Below are 26,826 nucleotides of genomic sequence, written 5' to 3'. Positions count from 1 at the left end.
CGCCGTGATGGGCCGCGCGCGAACGCTGCGCCGCAAGGAGGCGCCATGGCTGACATTCTGAAGCCCGACCGCTGGGCGGCGTCGTCGCAAGGCAACCTGTTCGCGAATCTCACCGCGCCGTTCGCGGGCGGCGCGCAGGTGCGGGACATCGCGTGCGACGCCACCGGCCACGCGGCGATTCCCGATGTGACCCGCGACCCGCTGCTCGTCGTGGCGCCGGCCACCGCGCTTGGCGCAACCGGTCTGCAGGTCAGCGCCGCGCTGCTCGCGGACAATGCGCCGGCGAGCTTCGGCACCGCCGTGTTCGCCCCGTGGACCGAAGCGGGCGCGTTCGTGCCGCTCCATCTGCCGACAGTCGATCCGGATGTCCGGACAGCCGCCCCGTTCACGCTCGTGCTCACGCTAGCCGCCATCGCGGCCGATGGCACGACGAGCGCCATCGCCGCCAATCAGATCGCCAACCAGATCCAGCTTCAATTGATCGAAGGGATCTTCGGCCGGCTCCTCTACGCGCTCTCGGCGGAGAAGCACACGATCCGGCGTCAGGCGCGCGAGCTGGCCGCAATGCGGCAACTGGCCGGCGCGGCGGCCGACGCGCTCGACCGGGTGGGCGCGGAAGTGGCCGTGCCGCGCCTAGCCGACCGGCTCGCCGCCGATGCGGGCCACATCGTTCTCCAGCCGTGGACCGACGCGGGCGGCGCACCGGCTCCGGAACCCGACGACCACTACCGGCGCCGGCTCGCCCTGTTCCGGCCGTTCCTGCGCGCGACCCGCGCGCGGCTCGACGATGCCCTGAACGGCCCCGGCTCGGCCGGCGCGCCCAATGCGGGGCTCCTCGCCGGCCTGGGCGTGCAGGCGCGCTTCCAGATCGACGAACGGGTCAATCCGTTCGCGGTCGCGGTTCATCTGATCAGCACGGGCAGCGACGCCGTCCGCACGAACTTCCTCGCTTACGTTCGCGCGGTCCATCTGATCTGGCCGCAGGACGAAGCAACGGCGAATGGCGTTCACCTGGCGCGCGCGCTGTCTACGGAACGCCGCGCCAGTGTCGAGACCTTGCGCGCAAGCCTGCGCCAGAGCTTCGATTTTCCAGCTCAGGCTGCGCTGGCGCCGCTGCTCGCGTCCGCGCTGGATCGCGTCGGACGCTGCCGGCGCGCGCTCGGCCAGGCTGCGCACTGGAGCATCACGCGCGCGCAGGATGGCGCTGCGAACAGCCGCTATCAGCTTGGGCTGGGCGCCGACCTCAAACCGCCCGCCGCAGCGGACCTCGACGCGCTGGCGGGGGCCGTCGCCCACCCGCCGGCCATTCCCGACCCTGAACTCGCAGCGCTCGTGAGCACGATGACGCCGGTATCGTCCGCGAGCGATCCGGCCGGTGCGTGGTTCCTGAATGCGTGCGGCCTGCAGACCGTCTATGCCGTCGACGCCGCAACCGTCTACGTTTCGCACCTGCCCGCGTTCGGGCTCGTGATCGCCGGACCGGCCAACGCCGCCGTGAACGCATCGGCCACGCTGCAAGCGGCTTACCAGGCGCCCGGCGACCCTACGGCGAATGTCGTGATCCACGATGGCCTGGCCGCCACGCTCGCGCAATGGACGGCGTCCGGCGGCGCCGCGTGGACCGCGCTATCGGCCATCGACGCCACCACCGCGTGGAACGCCGCCGCGCCCCACGCGGCCGCCGACCCGCCGCTCACCGTGTTCCGGGCCGCCGGCCTCGCCGATCTCACGGCGCCCGCGCCCATCGTCGCGCAGCTCGAGGCGCTTCCGCCGGAACTGGTCACCACGATCGCCCTGCCGGCCGCGCTGGCCTCGGCGGTACTCGCCGGCACGCCATCTGCAGCCGACGACCTGAAGCGGCTGGTCGGACTGTTCGCGGCGAACGGGCTCGCCTCGGCGCTGCCGCTCACCACCACCGACCACCGCGTGATCCTGACAATCGGCGCAATCGGCCTGCCCGGCGCAGGCGTGAATCTCTCCGATCGCCGCTCGGTCGGCTTTCGCTGGTACACCGTCGCGCTCTCGGGCACCGGCGGCCAGGTCAAGCCGATCGGCAGCCGCACCGTCTTCACCTCCGCGACTGCCGGACTCACGGCGGTCGTGGTGCTCGGCTACGCGCGCCGGCCCGGCCTGAACGATCCCTACGAATTCCGGGCCAGCGTGCCGAGCGGTACCCTGCTCACGATCCCGCAGTACGAGTACCTGATGAACACGCTCGGTGAAATCCTGCCGATCGGCGTGCTGGTCAATACCTTCGCGCTGCGCCAGAGCAGCGTCGACCTGAACGGCGACGGCCACGCCGATCCGCTCCCGCCCAGCGCCGCGCGCACGTTCCGCCCATTCCGGCAAGACCGCCATCGCGGTCTCGTCGTTCCGCCACTGCCCCCCGCCGACACCGGCGCATAGGAGACCAAAATGGCTGTCGATACACTGCAACTCGATGGAATGGCGATCTCCGATGTGATGAAGTCCATTCGCGACACGGGCGTCGGCGATTCGGAAGCATCGATCATCCTCGGCAACTGGCTAATCCAGCAGGGCGCGCGGCAGCAGCGCGTCTTCAACTATCAGACCGATTTCCCGGCTGTCGAGAAGGACTGCGTCGAAACCTTCACGCCGACCTTCCACCACACGGACTGGGTGGACGGCGAGAGCGTGGTGCAGGCCCAGCAAACGGCGGGAGAAGAAGGATTCAATTCGCGCCTGCACAAGATCGAGCAGGATTTTGCCGCCGTGCGCACGGACCTCGGCCAGGTGTTCGCGTGTCTCGCGAACATGCGCGCCGAGATCCGCAGCCTGCTCGACGAGATTCGGACCCAGATCAATCTGATCAATGCGGACCTGTTCAACCTCGCGCAGGGACGCGTGAGCTACGAGCCGGCGCCTTTCATCCCGCCCTTCGACGCCACGAACGCTCACTTCATTGGGTCAACGAAGTATTTCGACAAGGACGTTGCCGTCTGGCAGACCAGCCAGGGCACGATCATGCTGCCGAACGTAACGCCGACGCCGTCGAACCCGGCCAGCGATCCGCGCGTGTCGGGCCCGGCGAGTCTCGCGAAGTTCATGGCGTCGAATCCGCAATTCCTCCAGCAGTTCGGCGGCAACACGGTCAGCAAGGCCGACCTGGTGAAGAACTACGGGACGCAGACGCTCGACAACGGCATGAGCGTCGCGGATGCCGTGAGCATTCTTCCGGATACGGCTTCGTATGCGACCCCGGACGCGCTAGCCTCCGACCTCGTTGAGCGCCAGGCTGGAGCGATTCGCTCGACGGGCGGGAGCGCCGTCGTCAATGCGGCACTCGGCGTCCAGGGGGCGACCGGTGCAGCGTCCAGCGCGCCGATCACCAACCTGCCCGGCTTGTCGTCGAGCGCCGCCGCCGCGTTGAACAAAGGCGGCATCACCACGATCGGGCAACTTGCGGCCGCCAATGCCACCGACGTCACCAAGGCTCTGTCGACCGGAGGCGTGGCGATGAATTCGGGCGATGTGGCCGCGACGTCGGCACTGGCGAAGACGTTGACGCGGGTTTAGTGGGGTGTGGCGCTCTGGACTCACCACGACCAGCCCTGCTGGCCATACTTCGAGTCGTAGCGCCGGCCCCACCACGGCAGATAGGCGTTGTTTTCGCCGCGCGCACGGAACCAGTCCGCGTCTGGATCGATTGGCACGACCTGGGGCGGCGGTGTCACGACGACCGCAACCGGATGGTCCGCGTCCGTGGTGCCGGCCACGAGCACGGTCTCGCCCAGATGATTCGCCCGGCCGATTGCCAGCACCACATCGGTGAGCGCCGTGCCGGCGCCCATTTCGCCGAGCAGCTCCGGCGTGTTGAGGGTCTGCTTCTGGAAGTCGAAGTCGGGCATCGTCTCGGTCAGGGTGCGGCCGAGCGAGCCGATGCGCGAGGAGGAGGCTTCGCTGCCCTTGCCGGCATCGTGGATCGTGTAGTGGATATCGGGCACCGATACGTTCGCGTTGTGCGCGGCGGCGGCGATCGTGGCCTTCCATGCTTCGACCGCGCGCGTCGTGCCGGGCTTTCGTTCGAAGTCCTGTGCGTTGCCCGTGGCCGCGCGGCCGATCCAGGCGAGCGGGGCGCGTTCGGTCTTCATCTGCGGGCCGGCGAGGAACAGCAGCACCATGTTTTCGTTGAGCTGGCCGTCCTTTGGCGGAAAGCTCGGGGCGTCCCAGTTCATCACCCAGACGCTTTTGTCTGGGTTCGCCTGGAGGTAGTCCAGCGCGTTGTTCAGCGAGGTGAAGCCCGCGTTCGCACCGCCGGGGGTGACGTGCACGTCGGGAGGCGTGTCGCGGCTCCAGAGGCTTTTAGCTGACGGGTTCCCGATCTCGTAATTGTCAATGATTTCGTTACGCAAATAAGTTTGTGCCTCGGTTGGATCAAGGCGGGTGGGAATCGCGAATTCAACATGAATCCCCGCTAACTCCCGCCACTCCTTTTTGCTGTCTGGCTTGACCGTGTAGAAATATTTCGCGTTCGTCACGTAGCGTGTGCCGAACAAGCCAAGCAATTTGTCCACATACTTGTGATAGAAACCCTTGAAAGTTTCCGTACCCTTATTGCCGTAGGCAAGTGCGCCGATCGACTGGAGTGTCGAGAATTTTTGCGGCTTGGTCCGCACCATGTCATCGTTCTTGTTCGGCTTGACGAGCCCCATGGTCCACAACACCTGCCACTCGGTCGGGTAGTCGCGCCTCTGCAGCGGATTGAGCCATTCGAGCCCGACAACCTGCACCATGAAGGGTTTGGCGGGATCCGTCTGAGGTGTGCCGGTGTGGGGCGAGGCGGCCCGGGCGGACGTTGGCATCATGGCGGCCGTCGTGAATGCAAAGGTTGCAATGGCCAGCAGGACGGGTATGGCAACGAGTCGTTTCATCAACGCTCCTGTAGTTAATTCAGCGGCCGGCGGGTAGCCAACCTCCACGGTCAAATAAAACATGAAGAGTGCGCCCAGCACCATTGCCAGCACGGCGAGCGCCAGCCTGCGCGGCCACGTCGAGATCAGCGCGCTCATGCCACAACTCCACAACTCCCAGATTCAGATAGAACTGGCCCTCACGTTCATTGGCGATCTTCTCGGGCCGGCGGCCCTCCGGATCATTCGCAAGCCATTTGGTAATCGCGTCGCCATTCATCGTCCCGCTATCAAAGTATTCCCAGTACTTCTTGCTTGGGTTCGTCTTATCCATGCCCTTCCCCAGCCTCCAGTCCGCCTCGATCCGCAAGGCAGCCATCTGCTCTGGCGACAGGTAGCACAACCCAATCGCCACGTCATAAGCAAGCGCCTTTCGCGCATGCATCGGGTTCGTCATGATGGTCGAGTGGTTGGTCGGGTTGTTCGTCCGGCTGCCATCCAGGATCTCCGTAACCTGCTCGTTGCGCCACTGCGCGTACCCCTCGGGCAGGGCGCTCCTGCCGTCCTCGCCGATCACGTTGCCTTCGCCGTCGATCCACTGCGAATTGCCGTCCCTGCGCACGCGCATGCGCAGGGACGCGTGGTCCTCGTAGCGCTGTAACGCCTCGCTGCCGATGGTTCCAGCCGCTTCCTGGTCGGCTTGTTTGAGCTTGTAACTGTCGTAGGGGTCGTCGGCGTTCCTGTCCTGCTTGTCCGCATTCCGGGCCGCGGCCAGCGGGTCGTTGCCCTCGTTGAAGTTGCTCGTGAATTCGCCATCGGTGACGTGAACTTCCTTGCCGTACCGCAGGGCCTGTGGCGCAAACGGCTCATCGAGCGGCGGCGCATCGGCCGTGACCGTCCAGCCCTTCGGCGGCTCGGCGTTGACCGGACACAGGCCGAAGGCTGACGTCGCCATCGTCACGAGATAAAGCACGGGCGCGGTAGCGGTCGTGGCGAGCTTCGCCACGTAGTTCTCGTTGGCGCTCCATGCATGCTTGATGCCGTATCTGGCCGGCGGCGAAGGCGGAAACCAGAACCCCGACGTCTTGCCCTCCCTGTAGCGCCAGTCGTTTTCCCAGTAGTGGTAGTCAGCCTGTCTGCCGACCTCGAAGCCGCTTGCGAAGACGCGCTGGGTCAGCACCCCATGGGCGCCGACGTCGGCCAGTTCGTCGTTTGGCATCCCGTTGGGCGCGCGCGACCCGCCTTGGGCGGGATCTTCAACGACGCGGCCCAGCCCGCGCCAGCCGATGCCCTGAACCGTGGCGGCGGAAATCACCTGGTCGTGCGGGCAGCAATACAGCGTCACCCGGCCATAGGTGTATCCGTTCAGGCCGTGAGCCGTACGGTCTTCGCCGGCGGTGTAGGGCTTGCCGCCCGTCTCCGAGGTACGCGTGTTGGCCATGTCATCATCGGCCTTGCCGGCCGGCATTTCGAATGCCGTGCGCGCGCATGATGTCGAAGAAGCTGCGCAGGGTCTGGGTGCGCGCCGCGTAGGTCTGCCGGCCGCCCCGGTTCCGGGCGTCGCGCATTTCGCGCTGGGACCAGTTCTCCAGGAAGGTGTCGGTGTTCGCCAGGCTGTAAGGCGGATTCGCGAGCACGTAGGCATCGGCGACGCAGCGTCCCGTGTTGCCCCACGGGTCCTGAACCTGCGGGAACGCGTCGCCGAAGAACGCAGCCGTGAGGCCCACCATGTTGCCCTGACTGTGGCAGACGATCGTGATCGGGACATTGGCCTGCATCCGGCGGATCGACTGCACCAGCCTGGCAAGACGTAACGCGGCCAGCACGCCATAGCCGCGCGGCGGCGTGCGATACAGGGGACGTTGCGTCGGATTCAGGGCCTGCACGGAGAGGAATCCGAAAACGCGGTCGTCGATGCCTTCGTGCCACAGGTCAGGCAAGCTGGTGCAGCCGTTGGCGAATGGGCCGCCGCCCCAGTAGTCCTGATCGTTCAGGAAGATTCCGTACTCCTTCAGTTCTTCCTTGTTGGCCTTGTAGCCCCAGCGGAAGTGGATGACCGGCGAGAACGACGGATCAGGCTTGATGTAGGTTCCGGCCCACAGCTCCGGATTGAGAAAGCCATCCGGCGTCAGGCTTTCGGTGTACGAGACGGGGGAAAGCTGCCCACCGACGACACCCCTGTGCGCCATCTGGTCGTCCAGCCTCGCGAGCCGGCGGTTGAGGCCCTGGCACAGCCCTTCCTCGGCGGCTTCGAACCATTCGCCCTCGGAGTTCACGCCGTGCACGAAAATGACGACGCCGGGCAAGGGCTGCTGCTTCACGCAGATCAGTTCGCTCGTAACATCGAAGACCATCGGACCTTGGCCCGAGCCCACGATTATGCGCGGTGGCAAATTCGGCGCCGGGGCCGTACCGGAATGGGAGGCGCCAGCGCCCGGCGATGGAGTGCCGGGTGTGTCTGGATTCAGGAATGAATCAGTCATGTTCAAACGATTTTCTTAATGATATGCATTGCAAAATAAAATAATTTTACTCAGCCAATGCAGTAGCAAGGGAATCGATGAATCCGGGAGATGCATCAAGACGACGCAAAACTTGAGACCGGATTTTCCAGATTTGAATACCGCAAAATATTGCGGCTTTTTATGAAAATTTAAATCCGGAAAATGCTACAGCATGAGTTATTAATTGTTATTGATCTGGCGCACAGATCCACTTGCATCGGGTGACGCAAATTCAATGTGCGCTCATGCCATAAGTGCGGCGATCGTCGCAAGGCAAAGGGAAGGATGTGTGGAAAGTCGATGCGCGCCCACAATCGTAACAATGGGGGCCCAAGCTTCACCGCGACTCGAAATCGGTTGCTCTAAGGCGGCACGCCCTATCGCCGCCATCCAGCATCGAACACAGCGCTAGTCTTGCTTTCCCGTGCGACGCATCCACGCGGTCACATAGTCAGGCACGACACCCCCAGGCCGCATGCCGTCCGGCTCTGGCGCGAGCGGCGTGAGCGCCAACGGCAGTACACCCGCCCAGACGGCGCGGCCGAGATCCGCTTCATCATCCTTCGGCCCACCCGTGCGGATCTTCGCGGCCGCTTCGTCGAGCGGCAGACGCAGCACTGTCGTGGCGGCCAATTCGTTGCGGTCACCGGCACGCACCTCGCGTGCGCGGCCCCGCGCAATATGGTCGAGAAAGGCATCGAGCGCGGCGGCCTTGCGATCGGCCTCGACCACTTCGAACGCGCCGTAAATCATCGCCGAACGGTAATTCATCGAGTGATGAAACGCCGAGCGCGCAAGCACGAGGCCATCGAGGTGCGTGATCGTCACGCAGACCTGCGCGCCGTCGGCCGCGAGCCGCAGCATGCGGCTGCCATTGGAGCCGTGGATGTAGAGATGATCGCCCTCGCGCCAGCATGCCGTGGGAATGCAGTGCACGCCGTGCTCGTCGGCAAACGCAACATGGCATACGTAGGCCGCGTCGACAATTGCATAAAGCGTGTCGCGATCGTAGTTCGCGCGCTCGGCAATGCGGCGCACCCGCGTACGCGGCGACGGTGCCTTGCCATTGGCGGAAACGGTATCGGTTTCGGACATCGTCGGCATCTCCTCGATCATGTTCAGATGCCGATTACGTTAGCGACACGGTGGCTCCAAGGGTAGACCCAGCACTGCGCATTCGCCTGGGGCCACGATACGAACCCGCCCCCAGTCACATCTGCGGTGCAAGAGTCACTTTCTCGCGATCGCCTTGCGCGCGGGACGCAGCGGCTTCGCCGGGGTATCCGCGGAGCGCCCCGTGCGCCGCTTTACGCGCTGGGCCGGCGCGGCACCCGTTGCCGCGCCCGTGCCACTGCCCTCACCCACCTTCTTGCGCAACGCATCGAGTTCGCGCCTCTGCGCCGCATGCTCCGCGCGCAGCGTCTCCAGGCGCCCTTCCTGCATGCCTGCCTGATGGCGCAAATCACCAAGCTGTCCCTGCAGGGATTGAATCTGCGCCCGCGCACTTTCTTCGGCCCGCGCAGTGCGCTTGCTCGACGCCTCGATGTCACGCTGCAGGCGCGCATTGGCCGCGCGCTCGCGCTCGATTTCGAGCAGCGCGCGCTTTTCTGCGGCCTGCAAGCGGGTCTCGGCCAACTCCGCTCCAGCACGAAGCTTGTCAAGCTCGACCGCGAAATCGGCGCGCGCCTGCGCGAGCGCACCATCGCGCTCGCGGCCGTCCTGCTGCAGCCGCTCTACTTCGCGCTCCAGCGCATTGCGAGTGGCGGCGGCAGCGGCCTGCGCCTGCTCCAGCTCCTGAATGCGCACCTGTGCCGCGAGCAATGCACTCGTGCGTTGCTCGAGTGCCGTCTCGGTGCGTGCGAGATCGCCCTCCATGGCGGTAACGGATGCCTGGGCCGCCAGGCGCGCCTGCTCGACTTCGACTCGCAGCGCCTCCAGCGCGTCTTGCGCGGCTGCCGTGGCACGCGTCCAGAGCGCGGCCACGAGTTCGCCCGCCGCGCCCTGCAACTCTTCGGGCAAGTCCGCATGCTCGATGCGCACGCGGCTTTTCTCACGCAATTCCGCCCAGAATTCAGAAAGCACCGCCGTGGGCGTGCCCATGCTGCCCCGCCGCACCAGCTGATAAAGCCGGTTGGCGGTAGGTGTGACGCCGAAGCGAAAGAACAGCAGCGCGCACACTTCACGATACAGCTCGCGGGTTTTGGGAAATTCGCTCTTGAGCCGCTCGATTTCGGCGGCGAGACGGACTTCATCGAGAGTGGCGTCGGACATGGCGAGCAGGGGCAGGATTGATTCGATTATCAATAATACAACGTAAAACGTTGAATTCCTACTCCTTGCTGGCGAGCGACATCAAGTCTTTGGAAGATCAGGGTCTGCATGTATCAATGTCGCCAGCTTTTGCCGCTCCAGCGCGACGTCATCCACGCCGGATGCTGGCCAATCCAGCGCCACGCCGTTGGCGAGCGAGTCGCGGACCAGCGTCTGGTACTGCCAGTCGCTGATCCGGCCATGGTCCATTGCGCCGGAGATTTCACGCCGGAGCGCAACCGGAAAGCTCGTATATGCACGCGACAACGCCGCGTACTGCCTTGCATCGACTTCCTTCGAGGATGGCACCGCAGTCCAGATAACGACTGCCACAATTGCTGTGAACGGGATAGCGGTGTAGCGAAGAATGAATTTAACGGGTGTCATGAGGCGCGAGGTGATCTCATTGCGAGCGATGATTGTATTCGCCCCGAGATCGGCACCAATTACGCCTGGCTGAGTTTGGGAATCAGCCTTTGCGATCCAGTCGCGCACTGAGCGCGTCGATTTCCGAATCCGCGAAGACTTCGATGCCGTGCTGGCGCAACAGCGCAGCCGTCACCCCGGCCCCGGCGCGGCGCTGGCCCAAGAAACTCCCGTTGTAGATGACGCTGCTGCCGCACGATGGACTGCCGTCGATCAGCAATGCGAAGCGGCAATCGTGTTCGCGCGCGAGTTGCAGCGCCGCCCGCGCACCGGCCAGAAAAAGCGCGGTGACATCGACGCCCGCGATATCGACCACGCGGGCCGCGTCCGCAAGAACCGTTTCGCCCGACTCCGCGCGGGCAATTTCGGCGGCCGGATGAGGCACGCCGAATCCCCCGCTCAACTCGGGACAGACAGACACGATGCGTCCCTCGCGCCGCCAGGCATCGAGCGCCGGATGAACAAGCGCTTTAGCCGCGCCGTCATAACGAACCGGACTGCCGAGCAGGCACGCGCTTATGAGGATTTTTGAATCATCGCGGGTCATCGCGGACGAAGCCGTCACCTCAGTCGAAGTTCTCGCGCAGCCACTTCTTGTTCATCTTGCCCACGCTGGTCTTCTCCAGCGCGTCGACGAACTTGACGACTTCCGGCACCGCATACTTCGAGATCTGTCCGGTTTCGCTGAAGCGCAGGACATGCTGCTTGATTTCGTCTTCGCTCACCGGCTTGCCGTGCCCGGGACGCAGCACGACCACGGCCGCCGGGCGCTCGCCCCACTTCTCGTTCTTGATGCCGATGACAGCCACTTCGGCCACGGCGGGATGCTGCGAGATCAGGCTCTCGATCTCCAGCGACGAAACCCACTCGCCACCCGACTTGATGACGTCCTTGATGCGGTCCGTGATCTGCAGATAGCCGTCCGTGCCGATGCGCGCCACATCTTGCGTATGCAGATAGCCACCCTCCCACAACTGCGCGGAGGCTTCGGGATTGTGCAGATAACCCTGCGTGAGCCAGGGCGCGCGCACGACCACTTCGCCGCTCGCCACGCCGTCGTGCGGGAGATCCTGCATTTCGTCGTCGACGATGCGCAGGTCCACGAGCGGCACTGGCAGACCGGTGCGGCAGCGCAGACTGACTTCCTCATCGATGTCGCGCCGCTCGGCGCTCGGCTTCAACTGCGCGAGCGTGAGCAACGGACACGTCTCGGACATGCCGTAACCCGTGAAGACGTCGATGCCGCGCTCCAGTGCGGTACGCGCGAGACCGTGCGGCAGCGCCCCGCCACCGATCACGACCGTCCATTTGCTGAAATCGGCGGTCTTGGCCTGCGGGCAACTCAGTAGCATGTGCAAAATCGTGCCCACGCAATGCGAGAAGGTCACGCCTTCTTCGCGCATCAGCTCGACGATCCGGTCCGGCACATAACGGCCCGGGTACACCTGCTTCACGCCCATCACGGTCGCGATGTACGGCATGCCCCATGCGTGCACATGGAACATCGGCGTGAGCGGCATGTACACATCGCCGCGATGGAAGCGCTGGCCCGACGCAGGGCTCGCCAGCGCCGCCATCCCCGTGATGGTGTGCAGCACCAGTTGCCGATGCGAAAAATACACACCTTTGGGCAGGCCCGTGGTGCCCGTGGTGTAGAACGTCGTGGCGCGCGTGTTCTCGTCGAAATCGGGGAAGTCGAAGTGCGTGCCGCTGGTCGCGAGCAGATGCTCGTATTCATCGGCGAATTCAATCCCGGACGAGGCCGCCGCATTGCCTTCGTCGTCGATCAGCACGATCGCGCGCACGTGTTCGAGCTTGTCGCGAATCGACGCCAGCACCGGCAGAAAATCCGCGTTGACGAGCAGCACCTGGGCGCCCGCATGGTTGATCGTGTAGGTGATCTCAGCCGGCGAGAGACGGATGTTTACCGTTTGCAGCACGGCGCCCATCATCGGCACTGCAAAATAACACTCCAGATAGCGATGGCTGTCCCAGTCCATCACCCCGACCGTGGTGCCATGCTCCACGCCAAGCCGTTGCAGGCCGTTCGCGAGTCGCGCGATGCGCTCCCGGAGCTGGGTGTAGGTCATGCGGACCTTGCCCCGGTAGACGATCTCCTGATTCGGCGCGTGTGCCATCGGCGTGCGCAGCAGATGCTTGATCAAGAGAGGGTAGGCATAAGCCGATGACATTGCTTCGCTAGCCGGGTCGTACATGGCAGTCCCTAACAGTCGGTGTATCGATTACAAGTGACAACTACAAAGGCGCGCCGCGTTCGATTCACGAGGCGCGCCGGCACTATCGATGCGTTTTCGAGCCTTGAGCAGGCTTTCTTCGAGTCCTTATCGAACCCGTATCAATCCGCATCGAACCCGCATCGAACCTCAAGCGAGGTTCTCGAAGATCGCCGCAATGCCCTGGCCGCCGCCGATGCACATCGTCACCAGCGCATAGCGGCCGCCGATGCGCTGCAACTCGTGCAGCGCCTTCACGGTGATGAGCGCACCGGTCGCGCCGATCGGATGGCCAAGCGAGATACCCGAGCCGTTCGGGTTGACCTTGGCGGGATCGAGACCGAGTTCCTGCGTAACCGCGCATGCCTGGGCCGCGAAGGCTTCGTTGGATTCGATCACGTCGAGGTCTTCGACGCGCAGGCCCGCGCGCTGCAGCGCGAGGCGCGAGGCCGGCACAGGGCCGATGCCCATGTGCAGCGGATCGACGCCGGCGTGCCCGTAGGCCACGAGTCGCGCCATCGGCTTGACGCCGCGCTGCTCGGCCGCTTCGCGCGACATCAGCAGCACGGCTGCGGCCGCGTCGTTGATGCCCGAGGCGTTGCCGGCCGTCACGGTGCCGTTCTCCTTCGCGAAGACAGGCTTGAGCTTCGAGAAGTCTTCGATCGTTGCGTCGGTGCGCAGATGCTCGTCCGTGTCGAACACGACTTCACGCCCCCTCACCTTCTGCGTGACGGGCACGATCTGGCTTTTGAACCGCCCCTCTGCAATCGCGCGCGCCGCGCGATGGTGTGATTCGAGCGCCAGCGCATCCTGACGCTCGCGCGAAATGTCGAACTTGCGCGCGACGTTTTCGGCGGTCACGCCCATGTGCACCGTATTGAACGGGTCGTGGAGCGCGCCGAGCATGATGTCGATGAAACGCGCGTCACCCATGCGTGCGCCAAAGCGCATGTCGGGTGCGATATACGGCGCGCGGCTCATGTTCTCCGCGCCCGCGCCGATCGCGACATCGGCGTCGCCCAGCAGAATGGTCTGCGCAGCCGAAACGATCGCCTGCAAGCCCGATCCGCAGAGGCGATTGACGTTGAAGGCCGGCGTCGAATCGGGAATGCCCGCGTTGATGGCCGCGACGCGCGAAAGATAAAGATCCTTCGGCTCGGTGGTAATCACATTGCCGAACACCACATGACCCACGTCTTCGGGCTTGACCTCGCTGCGCGCGAGCAGCTCGCGCAGCACGATCGCGCCGAGCTCGGTGGGCGCGAAATCCTTCAGGCTGCCACCGAATTTGCCGATTGCGGTTCGCACACCGCCTACTACCACGACTTCTTTGCTCATTTCCGCTCCTTGCTCATTGTCTCGCTCGCGATTGCGCCGCGTGCATCACATGTTCGGATAATTGGGGCCGCCGCCGCCCTCGGGCGTGACCCACACGATGTTCTGCGTCGGATCCTTGATGTCGCAGGTCTTGCAGTGCACGCAGTTCTGCGCGTTGATTTGCAGGCGGTCATCGTCCGAATCGTCCTTGACGAATTCATAGACGCCTGCTGGACAGAAACGCGATTCGGGACCCGCGTAAGTTTTAAGGTTGATGCCCACCGGAACGGTGATGTCCTTCAGCGTGAGGTGGGCCGGCTGGTTCTCTTCGTGATTCGTATTGGAAATAAACACCGAAGACAGGCGATCGAACGTGAGCTTGCCATCGGGCTTCGGATACTCGATCGGCTTGCACTGCGACGCCGGCTTGAGCATCTCGTGATCGCGGTGCTGGTGATGCAGCGTCCACGGCACGTTGCCGCCCATGAGCTTCTGCTCGACGCCCACCATCAGCGTGCCCAGGTACAGGCCCTTGCTCATCCACTGCTTGAAGTTGCGCGCCTTGTACAGTTCCGTGTAGAGCCACGACTGCTTGAACGCTTCCGGATACGCGGCAAGTTCATCGCTCTGGCGGCCGGCCTGTACCGCATCGAACGCCGCTTCCGCCGCGAGCATGCCGGTCTTGATCGCCGCATGGCTGCCCTTGATGCGCGCAGCGTTCAGGAAGCCCGCGTCGTCGCCCACCAAAGCGCCGCCCGGGAACACCAGCTTCGGCAGCGACATCAGCCCGCCCGCCGTCATTGCACGCGCGCCATACGAAACGCGCTTGCCGCCTTCCAGATACTTGCGGATCGCCGGATGCGTCTTGTAGCGCTGGAATTCCTCGAACGGCGAGAGGTACGGATTCTGGTACGCGAGGCCGACGACGAAACCCACCATCACCTGGTTATTGTCGGTGTGGTAGAGGAACGAGCCACCGTACGTGTCTTTTTCGAGCGGCCAGCCCGCCGTGTGAATCACGAGGCCTGGCTTGTGCCTGGCCGGATCGATCTCCCACAGCTCCTTGATGCCGATGCCGTAGACCTGCGGGTCTGCGTCCTTGCCGAGCTTGAAATGCTCGTTCAGTTGACGGCCCAGATGGCCGCGGCAACCCTCGCAGAACAGCGTGTATTTGGCGTGCAACTCCATGCCGAGCTGGAAATTCTCGGTAGGCTCGCCATCCTTGCCGACGCCCATGTTGCCGGTGGCCACGCCCTTGACCGAGCCATCGTCGTTGTAGAGCACTTCGGCGGCCGGGAAACCCGGAAAGATTTCCACGCCCAGCGCCTCGGCCATTGTCCCAAGCCAGCGCGTGACGTTCGCGAGGCTGATCACATAGTTGCCGTGGTTCTTGAAGTTGTCCGGCAGCGCCCAGTTGGGCACCGTTTTCGCGCTGGTTTCCGAAAGGAAAAGAAATTGATCTTCGGTAACCGGCACGTTCAGCGGCGCGCCTTGCTCTTTCCAGTCGGGAATGAGCTCGCCGATGGCGCGCGGATCCATGACCGCGCCCGAGAGGATATGCGCCCCGATTTCCGAGCCTTTTTCCAGCACGCACACGCCGATCTCAGCGCCATTTTCTGCTGCCAGCTGTTTCAGGCGGATCGCCGCGGACAGGCCTGCCGGGCCGCCGCCCACGATCACCACGTCGTATTCCATCGACTCGCGTGGGCCGTATTGTGCGATCAAATCGTTCGTATTCATGCTGCGTTTCCCGTTTCGGCCGGCGTCAGGCCGGTATCAGAACTGTTCTTCCGTGAGCGCCAGCACGCCTTGCGCGCCGCGCGCACCCAGCACTGCCGTCGCGAGGCCATTGGCCTGCGAGAGAACATGGTCGGCATAGAACTGCGCCAAGGCGATCTTCGCGCCGTAGAACGACGGATCGTCGGCGAGATTGCGCTGCGCCGCGAGCAGCGCACGCGCTTGCTGCCAGCCGCACAGCACGATGCCCGCGAGTTTCAGATAGGGAACGCTGCCCATGAACGTACCGTTCGGATCGCGCTTGACGTTCTCGATCATGAAGTCGACGACACGCGAGAGCGCCTGTGCGCCTTGTTCAAGTTGTACGCGCATCGAAGCGGCTTCCGCGCCATCGGCCTGGGCGAGCGACTCGATCGTCTTCGCGACTTCGCCGAGCAGCGCCTTCGCAACCGCGCCGCCGTCACGCACCGTCTTGCGGCCGATCAGGTCGTTTGCCTGGATCGCCGTCGTGCCTTCGTAGATCGCGAGAATGCGTGCGTCGCGATAGTGCTGCGCCGCGCCCGTTTCCTCGATGAAGCCCATGCCGCCATGCACCTGCACGCCGAGGCTCGTAACCTCGTTGGCCATCTCAGTGCTCCAGCCCTTCACGATCGGCACGAGGAATTCGTAGATCGCTTGATGACGCTCGCGCACGGCTTCGTCCGGATGACGATGCGCGATATCGCAGTGACCTGCCGCGACATAGGCGAGCGCACGCGCGCCCTCGGTCATCGAACGCATGGTGGCGAGCATGCGACGCACGTCGGGGTGCTGCACGATGGTCACCGACTGCTTCGCCGAGCCATCCACCGGGCGGCTCTGCACGCGTTCCTTGGCGAACGCCGCTGCCTGCTGGTACGCACGCTCGGCAATCGCCACGCCCTGCGTGCCCACGCCGAAGCGCGCTGCATTCATCATCACGAACATGTACTCGAGGCCGCGGTTCTCTTCGCCCACGAGATAGCCGATCGCGCCGCCGTGGTCGCCGTACTGGAGCACGGCCGTCGGGCTCGCCTTGATGCCGAGCTTGTGTTCGATCGACACGCAATGCACGTCATTGCGCGCGCCGAGGCTGCCGTCTTCGTTGACGAGAAACTTCGGCACGATGAAAAGCGAAATGCCCTTCACGCCTTCGGGTGCATTCGGCACGCGCGCCAGCACGAGGTGGACGATGTTCTTCGCCATGTCGTGCTCGCCCCACGTGATGAAAATCTTCGTGCCGAACACGCGGTACGAACCATCGGCCTGCGGCTCGGCACGCGAGCGCACGAGGGCGAGGTCGGAGCCGGCCTGCGGCTCGGTCAGGTTCATCGTGCCGGTCCATTCGCCCGAAATGAGCTTCGGCACGTAGCGGGCCTTTTGCTCTTCGGTGCCGGCGGTCAGCAGCGCCTCGATCGCACCGTCGGTCAGCAGCGGGCACAGGGCGAACGACAGGTTCGCGGCGTTGACCATTTCGTTGCAGGGCGTGCCGATGAGCTTCGGCAGCTCCTGGCCGCCGAACTCGGCGGGGTGTTGCAAACCTTGCCAGCCGCCTTCGGCGAACTGCTCGAACGCGGCCTTGAAGCCCGGCGAGGCCGTGACTTCGCCGTCATGCCAGCTGCTCGGCGTACGGTCGCCTTCCACGTTCAACGGCGCGAGCACTTCCCCGCACAGCTTCGCAGCCTCCTCCAACACCGCCTGGGCGGTGTCGAATCCGGCATCCTCGAAGCCGGGCAAGGTGGAAACTTCGTCGATGCCGGCCAATTCTTTCAGCACGAACAGCATGTCTTTGACGGGGGCGGTAAAGCTCATGGCGAACCTCTTTTCACGCGTGGATCTCGGGAGCCGCGGCGCGGGCTGGCTGCGGAGCCGGCGCACCTGGGGCGATTTCGATGGATCGTAGCCCCAAAACCCGCCCGCGAAACTGTCCAAACCGGCCCATCTAGTGACAAATCTTGCCACGGCTTGCCGGAATTCGATGAGAGGCTCGGGTGACCAGGGTTGAACCTGGTGCCTTCGGCGCACGCGCCCCCTTAGGGCGGGGGGCCGCTTCCGGCGTGAAATCTGCCTGGAAATCGTGCAGGGGAACAGAACCGGGTCAGGTGCGGATCGCGTGCAAAACTGGACACATCGGACAGTCAAGCAGCAGGAATCACACCCGGGAGCGCTCGAACCGGGACGCGCTGCTCAGGGCCGCCCGCGATAAGTGCCGGGCGTGCTGCCGGTCCAGTGGCGAAAGGCACGATGAAAGGCGCTGGGGTCGTCGAAGCCGATGTCGGCGCCGATTGCGGCGATGGTGTCCTGCGTATCGGTGAGGCGCTGGATCGCCACGTCGCGCCGCAGATCGTCCTTGAGCATCTGAAACGACGTGTCTTCGGAGGCGAGCCGCCGGCACAGCGTGCGCACCGAGCAATGCAAATGCATGGACGCCGCCTCGATGGTCGGCAGATCGGGCAGCGTGCTGGCCAGATACTGGCGCACCTGATGGCTCACGAGTTGCTCGCTGAACGACTCGAAAATCCACTCGCCGGGCGAGCGCTCGAGAAATTGCCTGAGATTGCGCTTGCTCTGCCGGATCGGCATGTCGAGGTAGGCGGCGCTGAAGCGGAACAGCGCGGTCTCGCAGCCAAAACGCACCGGGCAGGAGAAGAAGTAGCGGTGATCGAGCGCGTGAGGCTGCCGCGCACAGGCCAGTTCGACTTGCAGCAGCGGGATCTTCTGGCCGATCAACCAGGACGACACACCGTGCACCAGCTTGAGCATCAACTCCTGGCCGAGCGGACCGATCGGCCCGAACGCGGCATGCGGGCGCAACTCCACCTGAGCCACGAGTTCGCTGCGGCGCGATTCGAGCCGGAAGTCGTCGAGCACGATATGGAAGAACTGGCCGAAGCGATGCAGCGCCGTCTCGAGGTTGCGTGCATCCAGCAGGCTCAGGCAGAGGAATTTCAGTGTGCCGCTGCGAAACGGGCGGCTGAAGATGCCCGGCATTTCGTCATCGAGTTCGATGGCGAGCAGGCGGTAGAGCGTGGAGAACTGCTCCTCCGTCACGCGCGCGCCGAGTTCGTCGAGCAGTTCCGCAGGAATGCCCGCCTGTTCCAGATAGTGGCCAACGACTTCCGGCCGCGCCTGGGCGGCAGCAAGAAAACCGCGTACGAGGGAAATGGGAACTGTCGAGCCCGTGAGTTGCATGCGTGGGTAAGCGGCCAGGCGGCCGAAACAGAATTGTCTTGTTAGGAGCGCTGCTACGCAAACCAGCATGATACTTCCGAACCGCGTCTCGCCATCGAGCCCGCTGCCATGGGTGACGCTGCATCACGAATCGTTGCACGGCCACAAACTGCACCGCGCAGCAACGTGCCTGTACCATGGAGGTCTCGCGCACATCGTGGCGCGGACTCGTACCTCCAGGTCCCGATTCCATTCGGTGCGAAATTCACGCCCGAAACTCGCCTGGATATTCAGCCCTTCCGAACTCAAGCTTCAACTGCGTCCGCCGGTGATTTCCCTTTTTCGACTCCCATTGGTTCTCTGTGCCCTGCTCATTGCGAGCCTGACCGCAACCGGCGCCTTCGCCACCACGCCACAGCGGCATCACACCGAAATGCGCGCGCACGCGCCCGTTAAAAAGAAAAAAATCACGCGCAAGCGGCGCTCCGTGCAACGCACTTCGCCGGCCTTGGCGAGCGGCGAAGCGTCCGATGCGAAACGCCGCGCAAAGCGGCCAAAGGTAAAAGCCGCGCCGCATACATCGCGTCCGCCGCGCGCAGCAAAGAGCAGGCACGCGGCACGCGCGACACCCGGGGGCACGACCAGCACAACCAGCACAACCAGCACGGCCGGCCCGCGCCTGCGCACGCGCTGCGGCTTCACGCCGGCCTCGCGCAGAAAGCTCTTCTCACGCTCGGTCTATGTCGTCGATGAAAAAACGCGCACGCCGGTCTACGCGCGCAACGCCGACGCCGTCGCCCCCATCGCATCGGTCTCGAAGCTGATGACCGCCGTGGTTTGGCTCGATCAGCACGACACGCCGCTGGCACGCCACATTGCCGTGACCGACGCCGACCTCGACACACTCAAGTTCACCCATTCGCGGCTCCCGGTGGGCTCGAGCCTCTCGCGTGCCGACATGCTCCATATCGCACTGATGTCCTCGGAGAACCGCGCGGCAGCGGCGCTTTCCCGCGACTATCCGGGCGGGCGCCCCGCGTTCGTAGCAGCAATGAACGCCAAAGCGCGCAAGCTCGGCATGCCGCACACGCATTTCGTCAACGCTTCGGGCCTCTCGCCGCGCAACGTCTCCACCGCGCGCGAGCTTGCGCGGCTCGTGCGTGCCGCCAACGGCTATCCGCTGATCCGCCGCTACTCGACCGACAAACAGCAACTCGTATTCACCGACCCCGGAAAACTCCTGTACGTGAACACGAACCGCCTCGTGCGCTACGAGCGCGTCCAGGCGAGCCTGCAGAAAACAGGCTTCATCAACGAGTCGGGGCACAACATGGTCATGCGCGTGATGGTGCACGGGCGGCGCCCCGTGATTGTCGTCATGCTCGACAGCGCGAGCGCCGAAGGCTCGCGCCTCGACGGCATGCGCATCGCGCATTGGCTCAATTGCTCGCTGCGCTGAGGCCGGCGAGGCTCCCTTGAAGCGATGCCCTCAGCAACGCACCACGTCCACGCCGCTCGCGCCCTTGCCAACGAATTAGTGGCCGCTTGCGTACAGCACGCCGGTTTGCTGCTACGCTGCCGATGGCATAACCCAAGGGCGCACCCCGGAGGACCATCATGAGCACGGAATACAAGCTGCACTGCTTTGCGCAATCGGGCAGCGCGTACAAGGTGGCGCTGATGCTCGCCTGCTCAGGCGTCGACTGGGAACCGGTGTTCGTCGACTTTTTCCACGGGCAAACGCGCGGCGCGGACTGGCGCGCAAACACCAATGAAATGGGTGAAGTGCCCGTTCTCGAACATGCCGGCAACACGCTGACGCAATCGGGCGTGATTCTCGACTACCTCGCCGATCGCCTCGGAACATTCGCCGCGCGCAGCGATCACGAGCGGCGCGAAATCTTGCGGTGGATCCTGTTCGATAACCACAAGTTCACCAGCTATATCGCCACCTATCGCTACTTCCGCTCGTTCGCGACAACTCCGCAGCACCCCGAAGTCCAGAAGTTCTTGAAGGGCCGGGCCGAGGCCGCGTACTCGATTGTCGAAACCCATCTCGCGGGGAACGAGTATATGGTGGGGGAACGGCCCACCATCGCCGATCTCTCGCTCGCCGGATACGTGTTCTATCCAGCCGAAGAAACGGGCTTCGATCTTCCCGTCGCTTATCCGAACATCGCGCGCTGGGCGCAGCGAATCGCGCATCTGCCCGGCTGGAAGGCCCCCTATGAACTGATGCCAGGCGAGCGCATTGCGCCGCGCAATGTTTAGGTGCGTGTTTTGAAATTCCGGTGCTGGCCGTTCACGTTCGGCTGATCGGTTGGTGCCGTTGCGGCCCGCTCGAGCAGCACCTCGCGGTCGCGCGCATTCTGCGTGAGCGCGGCGGCGCGCTCGAACTCGGCGCGCGCCTCATCGGCGCGGCCCAGCTTCGCAAGCAGATCGCCGCGCGTGGCAGGCAGCCAGGGGTATTGGCGCAAGGCCGGCTCCTCGCATAACTCATCGACGATGTCGAGCGCCGCCTGTGGCCCCTGCGCCATGCTCACCGCCACGGCGCGATTAAGCTGCACCACGGGAGACGGAGCGATGCGCAGCAATGCATCGTAGAGCGAAACGATGCGCGCCCAGTCGGTTTCCGGCGTGCTCGGCGCGCGCGCATGACACGCGGCGAGCGCGGCTTGCAGCGCATACGACCCAAGCGCCGCGTCGGCCTCTCGCTGCGCCGATCCCGCATCTGGCTTAGCGCCGGGCCGCGCTGCGGATCGCTCCCCCGCCAACCTCGCACATTGTTCAGCGCGCGCCAGCGCGGCAAGGCCGCGGCGGATCAGCAGCGTATCCCAGCGCGCGCGGTTCTGGTCGGCGAGCAGCACCGCGCGGCCTTGCCGGTCCACACGCGCAGGCAATCGCGACGCCTGCAATTCCAGCAGCGCGGCAAGCCCATGCGCTTCAGACTCCTCGGGCGCCAGCTCGGCAAGCATGCGGGCGAGGCGCAGCGCTTCTTCACAAAGCGCCGGCCGCATCCAGTCCGTGCCCGCCGTCGCTGCATAACCCTCATTGAAAATCAAATAGATGACTTCGAACACCGAAGCAAGCCGCGCCGTGCGCGAGGCCTTGTCCGGCACTTCGAACGGCACGTTTGCCTCCGCCAGCGTGCGCTTCGCGCGCACGATGCGCTGCGCGACGGTGGCCTCGGCCACGAGAAACGCGCGCGCGATCTCGGTCGTGGTCAGCCCGCCCAGGAGCCGCAAGGTGAGCGCCACACGCCCCTCGCGTGGCAGCACCGGATGACTGGCCACGAACAATAACCGCAGCAGGTCGTCGCCGATATCGTCTTCGCGCGCGGCGTCCAGCGCATCGACGAAATCAGGCGCGAAGTGCGCTTCGAGCGCTTCGAGATCGGCGCCCAGCGCTTCGTGCGCGCGCGCATGCGAGGCGGCCCGCCGCAAGCGGTCGAGCGCGCGGTGCTTCGCTGCCGTCATGAGCCAGGCTCCCGGGTTGGCGGGGATGCCGCTCGCAGGCCAGCTTTCGAGCGCCGCGAGCAGCGCGTCCTGCGCGGCATCCTCGGCGAGCCCCACGTCGCCGAGCAGGCGCGCGGCATGGGCAATCACCCTGGCCGATTCGATGCGCCAGACCGCGGCAATCGCGCGGTGCGTCGCCGCCTGGCCGGCTGCTTCGTCATGCTCGCGGCGCGCCTCGTGCATCACGAACTGTGCGCGCCTTTCTCGACCGCTTCCGGCGACATGTACATGAGCTCCCAGATATGGCCGTCGGGGTCTTCGAAGCTGCGGCCATACATGGCATCGCCGCAATCCATGGGCGGGCGCTTCGAGCTGCCGCCCGCCGCCAGCGCCTTCTCCACGAGCGCGTTCACTTCGTCGCGCGACTCGCACGAAAGACACACGAGCACTTCGGTCTGCTCGCGCGCATCGACGAGCGCCTTGTCAGTGAAGCCGCGCATGAAGTCGGTGGTGAGCAGCATCGCGAAGATGTTCTCGCCGATCACCATGCAGGCAGCCTTGTCGTTGGTGAATTTAGGCTCGAACGTAAAGCCAACCTTGCCGAAGAAGTCCATCGAGCGCTTCAGGTCGCGCACGCCCAGATTGACGAAAATATGCTTGTGCATGATGGTTTCCTTTATCGATATCGTCTGGATTGCAGAATAAATCGCTTATTTGGCGCGGCGCTCTTTTTCGAGGAGCGCGCCAAAGCGTTCGATGCCCTCGCACGGTGCGAAATCTTCGAGTTCATAAAGCTGGCGCACTTCGATCTCGCCGTCCGTGTGCTTGCCGAACGGCGCCGGGAAACGTCGCGCCCATTCGAGCGCTTCGTCGCGCGAGCGCACCTGGATCAGCGTGTAACCGGCAATCAGCTCCTTCGTCTCGATGAACGGGCCGTCGACAATGGCCGGCTTGCCGTCGGTGTAGCGCACGCGAAAGCCGCGCGAGCTCGGCTGCAGGCCCGAGGCGTCGAGCAGCACGCCCGCCTTGGCCAGTTCCTCGTGGTAGGTGGCCATCTGGGCGAACATCTCCGGGTCGTTGGGGGTGTCGCCCGATTCGCTCAGCGCGTTGGCGCGCACCATGATCATGAATCGCATTGCTTTCTCCTGTCTCCATTCGGATGCGGGGTTAGCGCCATCGTTTCGATGCGCTCATTCACACGACGCGTCACGGCCCAGCAAATCGACATCGCTTGAATATTTTTTTTGCTTACCCAGGGAAACTACCTGGGCCGATGCCGCCAATCAGCCTTCGCTGACTAGCGAAAGCACGGGCCAAGCTCGCGCACCTCCACGCTCGCCCACTCGGCGGCGGGGCATTCGCGCGCGATGGCGAGGGCCTCTGCGCGCGTTGCGCAATTGACCATGAAAAAGCCGCCTATCATTTCCTTGACCTCCGCGAACGGGCCGTCGAGCACGCTGGCCCGCCCTTCGCGCACCTGCACGCGAGCGGCCTCCTTGTCGGAGACGAGCGATTGCGCGTCGATCAACACGCCGCGCACGGCAAGATCGTCGGCAAAGCGCAGCATGCGGGCGTAGAGCGCCTCGCCCTCGGCCTGGGTGCGCGCGTTCCGCTGGCCGCGCGGTTCTGCAATGAGCAGCATGTATGCCATGAAGTTCCTGTTCCTGTGTGCACCGTGCACGATCGCCGCGCACAGATGAAAGCCGTTGAAAGCAAAGAAAGCATAGCTCAGGAGGAAGACGTGGCGGCTACACGGCGACCGGGATTTCCCCAGGCTGACACAGGCCGCGTTCCGTCATTAAATAAATCAACTTGATTTATTTAGTCGCCAACCCTGTCACACCCTTTGCTGGCGCAACCGGAGAAAAACACGTGAGAAGTCCGCATGTCGGCCAGGGCAGCAACTCGGCCAATGTCCGCCGCTTCAACGAGCGACTGCTGCTGCAGGCGCTGCGGCGCGCCGGCGAGGCCTCGAAGGCCGATCTCGCCCGCCTCGCCAATCTCACCAGCACCGCCGTGGGCAGCATCATCACCTCGCTTGCGGAAAACGGCCTCATCGAGATGAGCGGACGGCGCCTCGACGGCGGACGCGGCCAGCCCGCCTCGCTCCTGCGGCTCGCGCCGCGCGGCGCGTTCGCCATCGGCGTGCGGCTCGACCGGACCAATATCGAAACCGTGCTGGTCGACTTCGCGGGCCAGATGATCGGCCGGCGCTCGCACGACATGCTGCTCCCCCAGCCTTCGGTGGCGCAGGACATCGTCCAGCAGGACATCCGCGAACTATCCGCCCTGCTGGATAAATCCGAGCGCAGCCGGCTCGCGGGCATTGGCGTCGCGCAGCCGTACAACCTTGGCAGCTGGCTGAGCGAGCTGGGTCTGCCCGCCGAGGCGTTCCGCGTGTGGAGCGACGTCGATTTCGCGGGCGAGCTGGGCCGCGCGCTCGGGCTGCCCGTGTTCAGCGAAAACGACGGCAACGCCGCCGCCATCGCCGAAATCTTCTACGGCTGCGGCCGTCAGCGCGACGACTTCCTTTATCTGTTCCTCGGCCCGGCCATTGGCGGCGGCATCGCCATCAACGGCGACTGCGTGCGCGGCCTCTCCGGCAACGCGGGCGACTTCGCCGTGATGCCCGTGCCGCCGGGCGCCCTGCCCTCGGCGCACAAGCCCGCCGGCAAGTGGGACATCCTGCTCTCGCGCGCCTCGCTCATCGCGCTGCGCCGCCATCTGCAATATCACGGCGAGACGGTGGACAACCGCGCCGATATCGAGGCGTGCATCGCACGCGGCCATCCGGCCGTCGGGGAATGGCTCGACGACTGCATCGATGCACTCGCGCCCGCGCTGCGCGCCGCGCTGTGCGTGCTCGACGTGCCGGCCGTGGTGCTCGACGCCGACGTGGACGCGGGCCTCATCGATACGCTCATGCAGCGCCTGCGCGTGGCCGTGGCGGCCACCGCGCCCGAGGCGCGCGGCACGCCCGCGCTGGTGCGCGGCACCTTCGGCCCCGACGCCGGCGCGCTGGGCGCCGCCACGCTGCCCATGTTCTTCAACTTTTCGCCGCGTGCGGGCATCCTGATGGGCGCCGGCGCACAAGCCAACGTACAAGCGCAGGAGGAGAGCCATGTCGCGCTCTGAACAGACGCCCCCGCTGCTGGAAATGCGGGGTATCAGCAAGACGTTTCCCGGCGTGCGCGCGCTCGACAACGTGCGCCTCTCGGTGTGGCCCGGCGAGGTGCATTCGCTGATGGGCGAGAACGGCGCGGGCAAATCCACGCTCATGAAGATTCTCTCGGGCGCGTATCAGGCCGACGCCGGCGGCGAGATCGTGCTCGACGGCAAGACGGTCGTGATCGACGGGCCGCTCGCCGCGCGCGAGCTGGGCGTGGCCGTGATCTACCAGGAGCTGAGCCTCGCGCCGAACCTTTCGGTTGCCGAAAACATTCACGCGGGCCGCGAGCTGCGCCGCGGCGGCCGCCGCTTCGGCATGGTCGATCGGGCCGCCATGGAGCGCGGCTGCGAAGACGTGCTCAAGCGTCTCGGCGCCAGCTTCGGCCCCGCGGCGCTGGTGGGCTCGCTCTCCATCGCCGAACGCCAGCTGGTGGAAATCGCGCGCGCCGTGCATGGCGACGCGCGCATCATCGTGATGGACGAGCCCACCACGCCGCTCTCCTCGCGCGAAACCGAGCGTCTGTTCAAGCTGATCCGCCAGTTGCGCGAGGAAGGGCTCGCGATCATCTACATCAGCCACCGCATGGCCGAGATCTACGAGCTCTCCGACCGCGTGTCGGTGCTGCGCGACGGCAGCTACGTGGGCACGCTGATGCGCGACGCGCTCAACGCGGAAAGCCTCGTGGGCATGATGGTGGGCCGCGATATTTCGGGGTTCTACAAAAAGGAGCACGCGCCCTACGATCCCGGCAAGGCAGTGCTCACGGTGCGCGACGTGGCCGACCACAACCGCGTGCGCGGCTGCAGTCTCGACCTGCATGCGGGCGAAGTGCTCGGCATTGCCGGCCTCGTGGGCGCGGGCCGCACCGAGCTCGCACGCCTGATCTTCGGCGCGGAGCCGCGCGTGCGTGGCGAGATCGCCATCGACGGGCGCACGCTCCACGTGCATGGCCCGCGCGATGCGATTGAGGCGGGCCTCGTCTATCTGACCGAGGACCGCAAGCATCAGGGCCTCTTTCTCGACATGAGCGTGCGCGACAACATCAACGTGGCCGTGGCCGGGCGCGATGCGCGCTTCGGCGTGCTCGACCTCGCGCGCGGCGCGTCGCGCGCGAAGGACTCGATCCGCTCGCTCTCGATTCGCGTGCCCAGCCCGCGCGTGAACGTGGGCGCGCTCTCGGGCGGCAACCAGCAGAAGGTGCTGCTCTCGCGCCTGCTGGAAACCAGACCGCGCGTGCTGATCCTCGACGAGCCGACGCGCGGCGTGGACATCGGCGCGAAGTCGGAGATCTACCGCATCATCAACGACCTCGCCAAAACCGGCGTGGGCATCATCGTGATTTCGAGCGAACTGCCCGAGATCATCGGCGTGGCCGACCGCGTGCTCGTCATGCGCGAAGGCGAATTCGCCGGAGAGCTGGGCGGCTACACCGGCAAGCCCATCACCCAGGAAGCCATCATCGAACTCGCCACCGGCTCGCAGGACGCGCTGGACGAGGCCGCCTGATACAGACGAACCCGTCCGACGCACCCGTCCGACGCACCAGTCGAAGAGATATTGAGGAGCACGACATCATGAAGAACATCCTTCCCCGCCACGGCGTTGCAGCGTCGC

General features: G+C 65.0%; 20 protein-coding genes and 1 pseudogene. 6 read left to right on the top strand and 15 right to left on the bottom strand.

The genetic code is table 11. The annotated features are described in order from the left end of the window. Positions 1-45 precede the first annotated feature (45 nt). Complete coding sequence (locus tag PWP93_RS30180) at positions 46-2,406, top strand: hypothetical protein (protein WP_421047290.1); 2,361 nt, start codon at positions 46-48, stop codon at positions 2,404-2,406. Between the two features lie 9 nt (positions 2,407-2,415). Further along, positions 2,416-3,537, top strand: coding sequence for a hypothetical protein (locus PWP93_RS30175; protein ID WP_421047289.1), 1,122 nt, complete (start codon positions 2,416-2,418; stop codon positions 3,535-3,537). A gap of 20 nt (positions 3,538-3,557) precedes the next feature. Here PWP93_RS30175 and PWP93_RS30170 read toward each other — a convergent pair whose 3' ends face one another. From PWP93_RS30170 to PWP93_RS30120, 11 genes and pseudogenes are all read right to left on the bottom strand, one after another. Then, complete coding sequence (locus tag PWP93_RS30170; RefSeq protein WP_421046350.1) at positions 3,558-5,030, bottom strand: virulence factor; 1,473 nt, start codon at positions 5,028-5,030, stop codon at positions 3,558-3,560. A 10-nt stretch (positions 5,031-5,040) separates the two neighbouring features. After that, positions 5,041-7,225: pseudogene (locus PWP93_RS30165) on the bottom strand (T6SS effector phospholipase Tle3 domain-containing protein); the annotation flags it as partial. Between the two features lie 558 nt (positions 7,226-7,783). After that, the gene (locus PWP93_RS30160) at positions 7,784-8,470 is read right to left on the bottom strand and encodes a pyridoxamine 5'-phosphate oxidase family protein (protein ID WP_421047288.1); all 687 of its coding nucleotides are present in this window, start codon (positions 8,468-8,470) and stop codon (positions 7,784-7,786) included. 135 nt (positions 8,471-8,605) lie between these two features. Then, positions 8,606-9,646: a DNA-binding protein gene (locus tag PWP93_RS30155; protein WP_421047287.1), complete on the bottom strand. Its 1,041-nt coding sequence runs from the start codon at positions 9,644-9,646 to the stop codon at positions 8,606-8,608. An 81-nt stretch (positions 9,647-9,727) separates the two neighbouring features. Next, positions 9,728-10,072 (bottom strand): hypothetical protein, encoded by a 345-nt coding sequence (locus tag PWP93_RS30150; protein WP_421047710.1) that lies wholly within the window; start codon positions 10,070-10,072, stop codon positions 9,728-9,730. Between the two features lie 82 nt (positions 10,073-10,154). Continuing rightward, complete coding sequence (locus PWP93_RS30145) at positions 10,155-10,658, bottom strand: DUF523 domain-containing protein (RefSeq protein ID WP_421047286.1); 504 nt, start codon at positions 10,656-10,658, stop codon at positions 10,155-10,157. 19 nt (positions 10,659-10,677) lie between these two features. Next, positions 10,678-12,327 carry a fatty acid--CoA ligase gene (locus PWP93_RS30140; protein WP_421047285.1) on the bottom strand — a complete coding sequence of 550 codons (1,650 nt, stop codon included), beginning with the start codon at positions 12,325-12,327 and terminating at the stop codon, positions 10,678-10,680. Between the two features lie 168 nt (positions 12,328-12,495). Next, a complete protein-coding gene (gene bktB, locus PWP93_RS30135; RefSeq protein WP_421047284.1) occupies positions 12,496-13,683 on the bottom strand; it encodes a beta-ketothiolase BktB in 1,188 nt (395 codons plus the stop codon). Positions 13,684-13,728: 45 nt separating this feature from the next. After that, complete coding sequence (locus PWP93_RS30130; RefSeq protein WP_421047283.1) at positions 13,729-15,402, bottom strand: electron transfer flavoprotein-ubiquinone oxidoreductase; 1,674 nt, start codon at positions 15,400-15,402, stop codon at positions 13,729-13,731. 36 nt (positions 15,403-15,438) lie between these two features. Further along, positions 15,439-17,229 carry an acyl-CoA dehydrogenase gene (locus PWP93_RS30125; protein WP_421047282.1) on the bottom strand — a complete coding sequence of 597 codons (1,791 nt, stop codon included), beginning with the start codon at positions 17,227-17,229 and terminating at the stop codon, positions 15,439-15,441. A gap of 375 nt (positions 17,230-17,604) precedes the next feature. Next, positions 17,605-18,609, bottom strand: a complete 1,005-nt coding sequence (locus PWP93_RS30120) for an AraC family transcriptional regulator (RefSeq protein WP_421028543.1) — start codon at positions 18,607-18,609, stop codon at positions 17,605-17,607. 466 nt (positions 18,610-19,075) lie between these two features. On the opposite strand from PWP93_RS30120, the gene PWP93_RS30115 reads away from it, so the two are divergent. Next, positions 19,076-20,047, top strand: coding sequence for a serine hydrolase (locus tag PWP93_RS30115; RefSeq protein WP_421047281.1), 972 nt, complete (start codon positions 19,076-19,078; stop codon positions 20,045-20,047). Positions 20,048-20,205: 158 nt separating this feature from the next. After that, the gene (locus PWP93_RS30110) at positions 20,206-20,859 is read left to right on the top strand and encodes a glutathione S-transferase family protein (RefSeq protein ID WP_421047280.1); all 654 of its coding nucleotides are present in this window, start codon (positions 20,206-20,208) and stop codon (positions 20,857-20,859) included. Here the strand turns inward: PWP93_RS30110 and PWP93_RS30105 are convergent. From PWP93_RS30105 to PWP93_RS30090, 4 genes are all read right to left on the bottom strand, one after another. Continuing rightward, on the bottom strand, positions 20,856-22,286 hold the full coding sequence (locus tag PWP93_RS30105; protein ID WP_421047709.1) for an RNA polymerase sigma factor: 1,431 nt from the start codon (positions 22,284-22,286) through the stop codon (positions 20,856-20,858). The two genes, PWP93_RS30110 and PWP93_RS30105, sit on opposite strands and share 4 nt — an antisense overlap. After that, positions 22,286-22,708: a VOC family protein gene (locus tag PWP93_RS30100; protein ID WP_421047279.1), complete on the bottom strand. Its 423-nt coding sequence runs from the start codon at positions 22,706-22,708 to the stop codon at positions 22,286-22,288. The genes PWP93_RS30105 and PWP93_RS30100 overlap by 1 nt, the downstream gene beginning before the upstream one ends. A gap of 45 nt (positions 22,709-22,753) precedes the next feature. Then, a complete protein-coding gene (locus PWP93_RS30095) occupies positions 22,754-23,179 on the bottom strand; it encodes a YciI family protein (protein ID WP_421047278.1) in 426 nt (141 codons plus the stop codon). A 161-nt stretch (positions 23,180-23,340) separates the two neighbouring features. Continuing rightward, positions 23,341-23,694, bottom strand: coding sequence for a YciI family protein (locus PWP93_RS30090; protein ID WP_421028539.1), 354 nt, complete (start codon positions 23,692-23,694; stop codon positions 23,341-23,343). 221 nt (positions 23,695-23,915) lie between these two features. Here PWP93_RS30090 and PWP93_RS30085 point away from each other — a divergent pair, with 221 nt between their 5' ends. Both PWP93_RS30085 and PWP93_RS30080 read left to right on the top strand, forming a co-directional pair. Further along, a complete protein-coding gene (locus tag PWP93_RS30085) occupies positions 23,916-25,178 on the top strand; it encodes an ROK family transcriptional regulator (RefSeq protein ID WP_421026895.1) in 1,263 nt (420 codons plus the stop codon). Beyond that, on the top strand, positions 25,165-26,718 hold the full coding sequence (locus tag PWP93_RS30080; RefSeq protein ID WP_421045872.1) for a sugar ABC transporter ATP-binding protein: 1,554 nt from the start codon (positions 25,165-25,167) through the stop codon (positions 26,716-26,718). Before PWP93_RS30085 ends, PWP93_RS30080 begins: the two co-directional genes overlap by 14 nt. Positions 26,719-26,826: the final 108 nt, after the last annotated feature.

Source organism: Paraburkholderia sp. A1RI-2L, from assembly GCF_048957375.1.
Taxonomy (GTDB): Bacteria; Pseudomonadota; Gammaproteobacteria; order Burkholderiales; family Burkholderiaceae; genus Paraburkholderia.
Note: the sequence above shows the minus strand (reverse complement) of the source record. Positions and strands in the feature narration are given on the sequence as shown.

Bases quoted from the DNA above. Each gene is read 5' to 3' on its own strand.
- PWP93_RS30180 (WP_421047290.1), top strand. From the start codon at position 46: ATGGCTGACATTCTGAAGCCCGACCGCTGGGCGGCGTCGTCGCAAGGC.
- PWP93_RS30175 (WP_421047289.1), top strand. From the start codon at position 2,416: ATGGCTGTCGATACACTGCAACTCGATGGAATGGCGATCTCCGATGTG.
- PWP93_RS30170 (WP_421046350.1), bottom strand. From the start codon at position 5,030: ATGAGCGCGCTGATCTCGACGTGGCCGCGCAGGCTGGCGCTCGCCGTG.
- PWP93_RS30160 (WP_421047288.1), bottom strand. From the start codon at position 8,470: ATGTCCGAAACCGATACCGTTTCCGCCAATGGCAAGGCACCGTCGCCG.
- PWP93_RS30155 (WP_421047287.1), bottom strand. From the start codon at position 9,646: ATGTCCGACGCCACTCTCGATGAAGTCCGTCTCGCCGCCGAAATCGAG.
- PWP93_RS30150 (WP_421047710.1), bottom strand. From the start codon at position 10,072: ATGACACCCGTTAAATTCATTCTTCGCTACACCGCTATCCCGTTCACA.
- PWP93_RS30145 (WP_421047286.1), bottom strand. From the start codon at position 10,658: ATGACCCGCGATGATTCAAAAATCCTCATAAGCGCGTGCCTGCTCGGC.
- PWP93_RS30140 (WP_421047285.1), bottom strand. From the start codon at position 12,327: ATGTACGACCCGGCTAGCGAAGCAATGTCATCGGCTTATGCCTACCCT.
- bktB (WP_421047284.1), bottom strand. From the start codon at position 13,683: ATGAGCAAAGAAGTCGTGGTAGTAGGCGGTGTGCGAACCGCAATCGGC.
- PWP93_RS30130 (WP_421047283.1), bottom strand. From the start codon at position 15,402: ATGAATACGAACGATTTGATCGCACAATACGGCCCACGCGAGTCGATG.
- PWP93_RS30125 (WP_421047282.1), bottom strand. From the start codon at position 17,229: ATGAGCTTTACCGCCCCCGTCAAAGACATGCTGTTCGTGCTGAAAGAA.
- PWP93_RS30120 (WP_421028543.1), bottom strand. From the start codon at position 18,609: ATGCAACTCACGGGCTCGACAGTTCCCATTTCCCTCGTACGCGGTTTT.
- PWP93_RS30110 (WP_421047280.1), top strand. From the start codon at position 20,206: ATGAGCACGGAATACAAGCTGCACTGCTTTGCGCAATCGGGCAGCGCG.
- PWP93_RS30105 (WP_421047709.1), bottom strand. From the start codon at position 22,286: ATGCACGAGGCGCGCCGCGAGCATGACGAAGCAGCCGGCCAGGCGGCG.
- PWP93_RS30100 (WP_421047279.1), bottom strand. From the start codon at position 22,708: ATGCACAAGCATATTTTCGTCAATCTGGGCGTGCGCGACCTGAAGCGC.
- PWP93_RS30095 (WP_421047278.1), bottom strand. From the start codon at position 23,179: ATGCGATTCATGATCATGGTGCGCGCCAACGCGCTGAGCGAATCGGGC.
- PWP93_RS30090 (WP_421028539.1), bottom strand. From the start codon at position 23,694: ATGGCATACATGCTGCTCATTGCAGAACCGCGCGGCCAGCGGAACGCG.
- PWP93_RS30080 (WP_421045872.1), top strand. From the start codon at position 25,165: ATGTCGCGCTCTGAACAGACGCCCCCGCTGCTGGAAATGCGGGGTATC.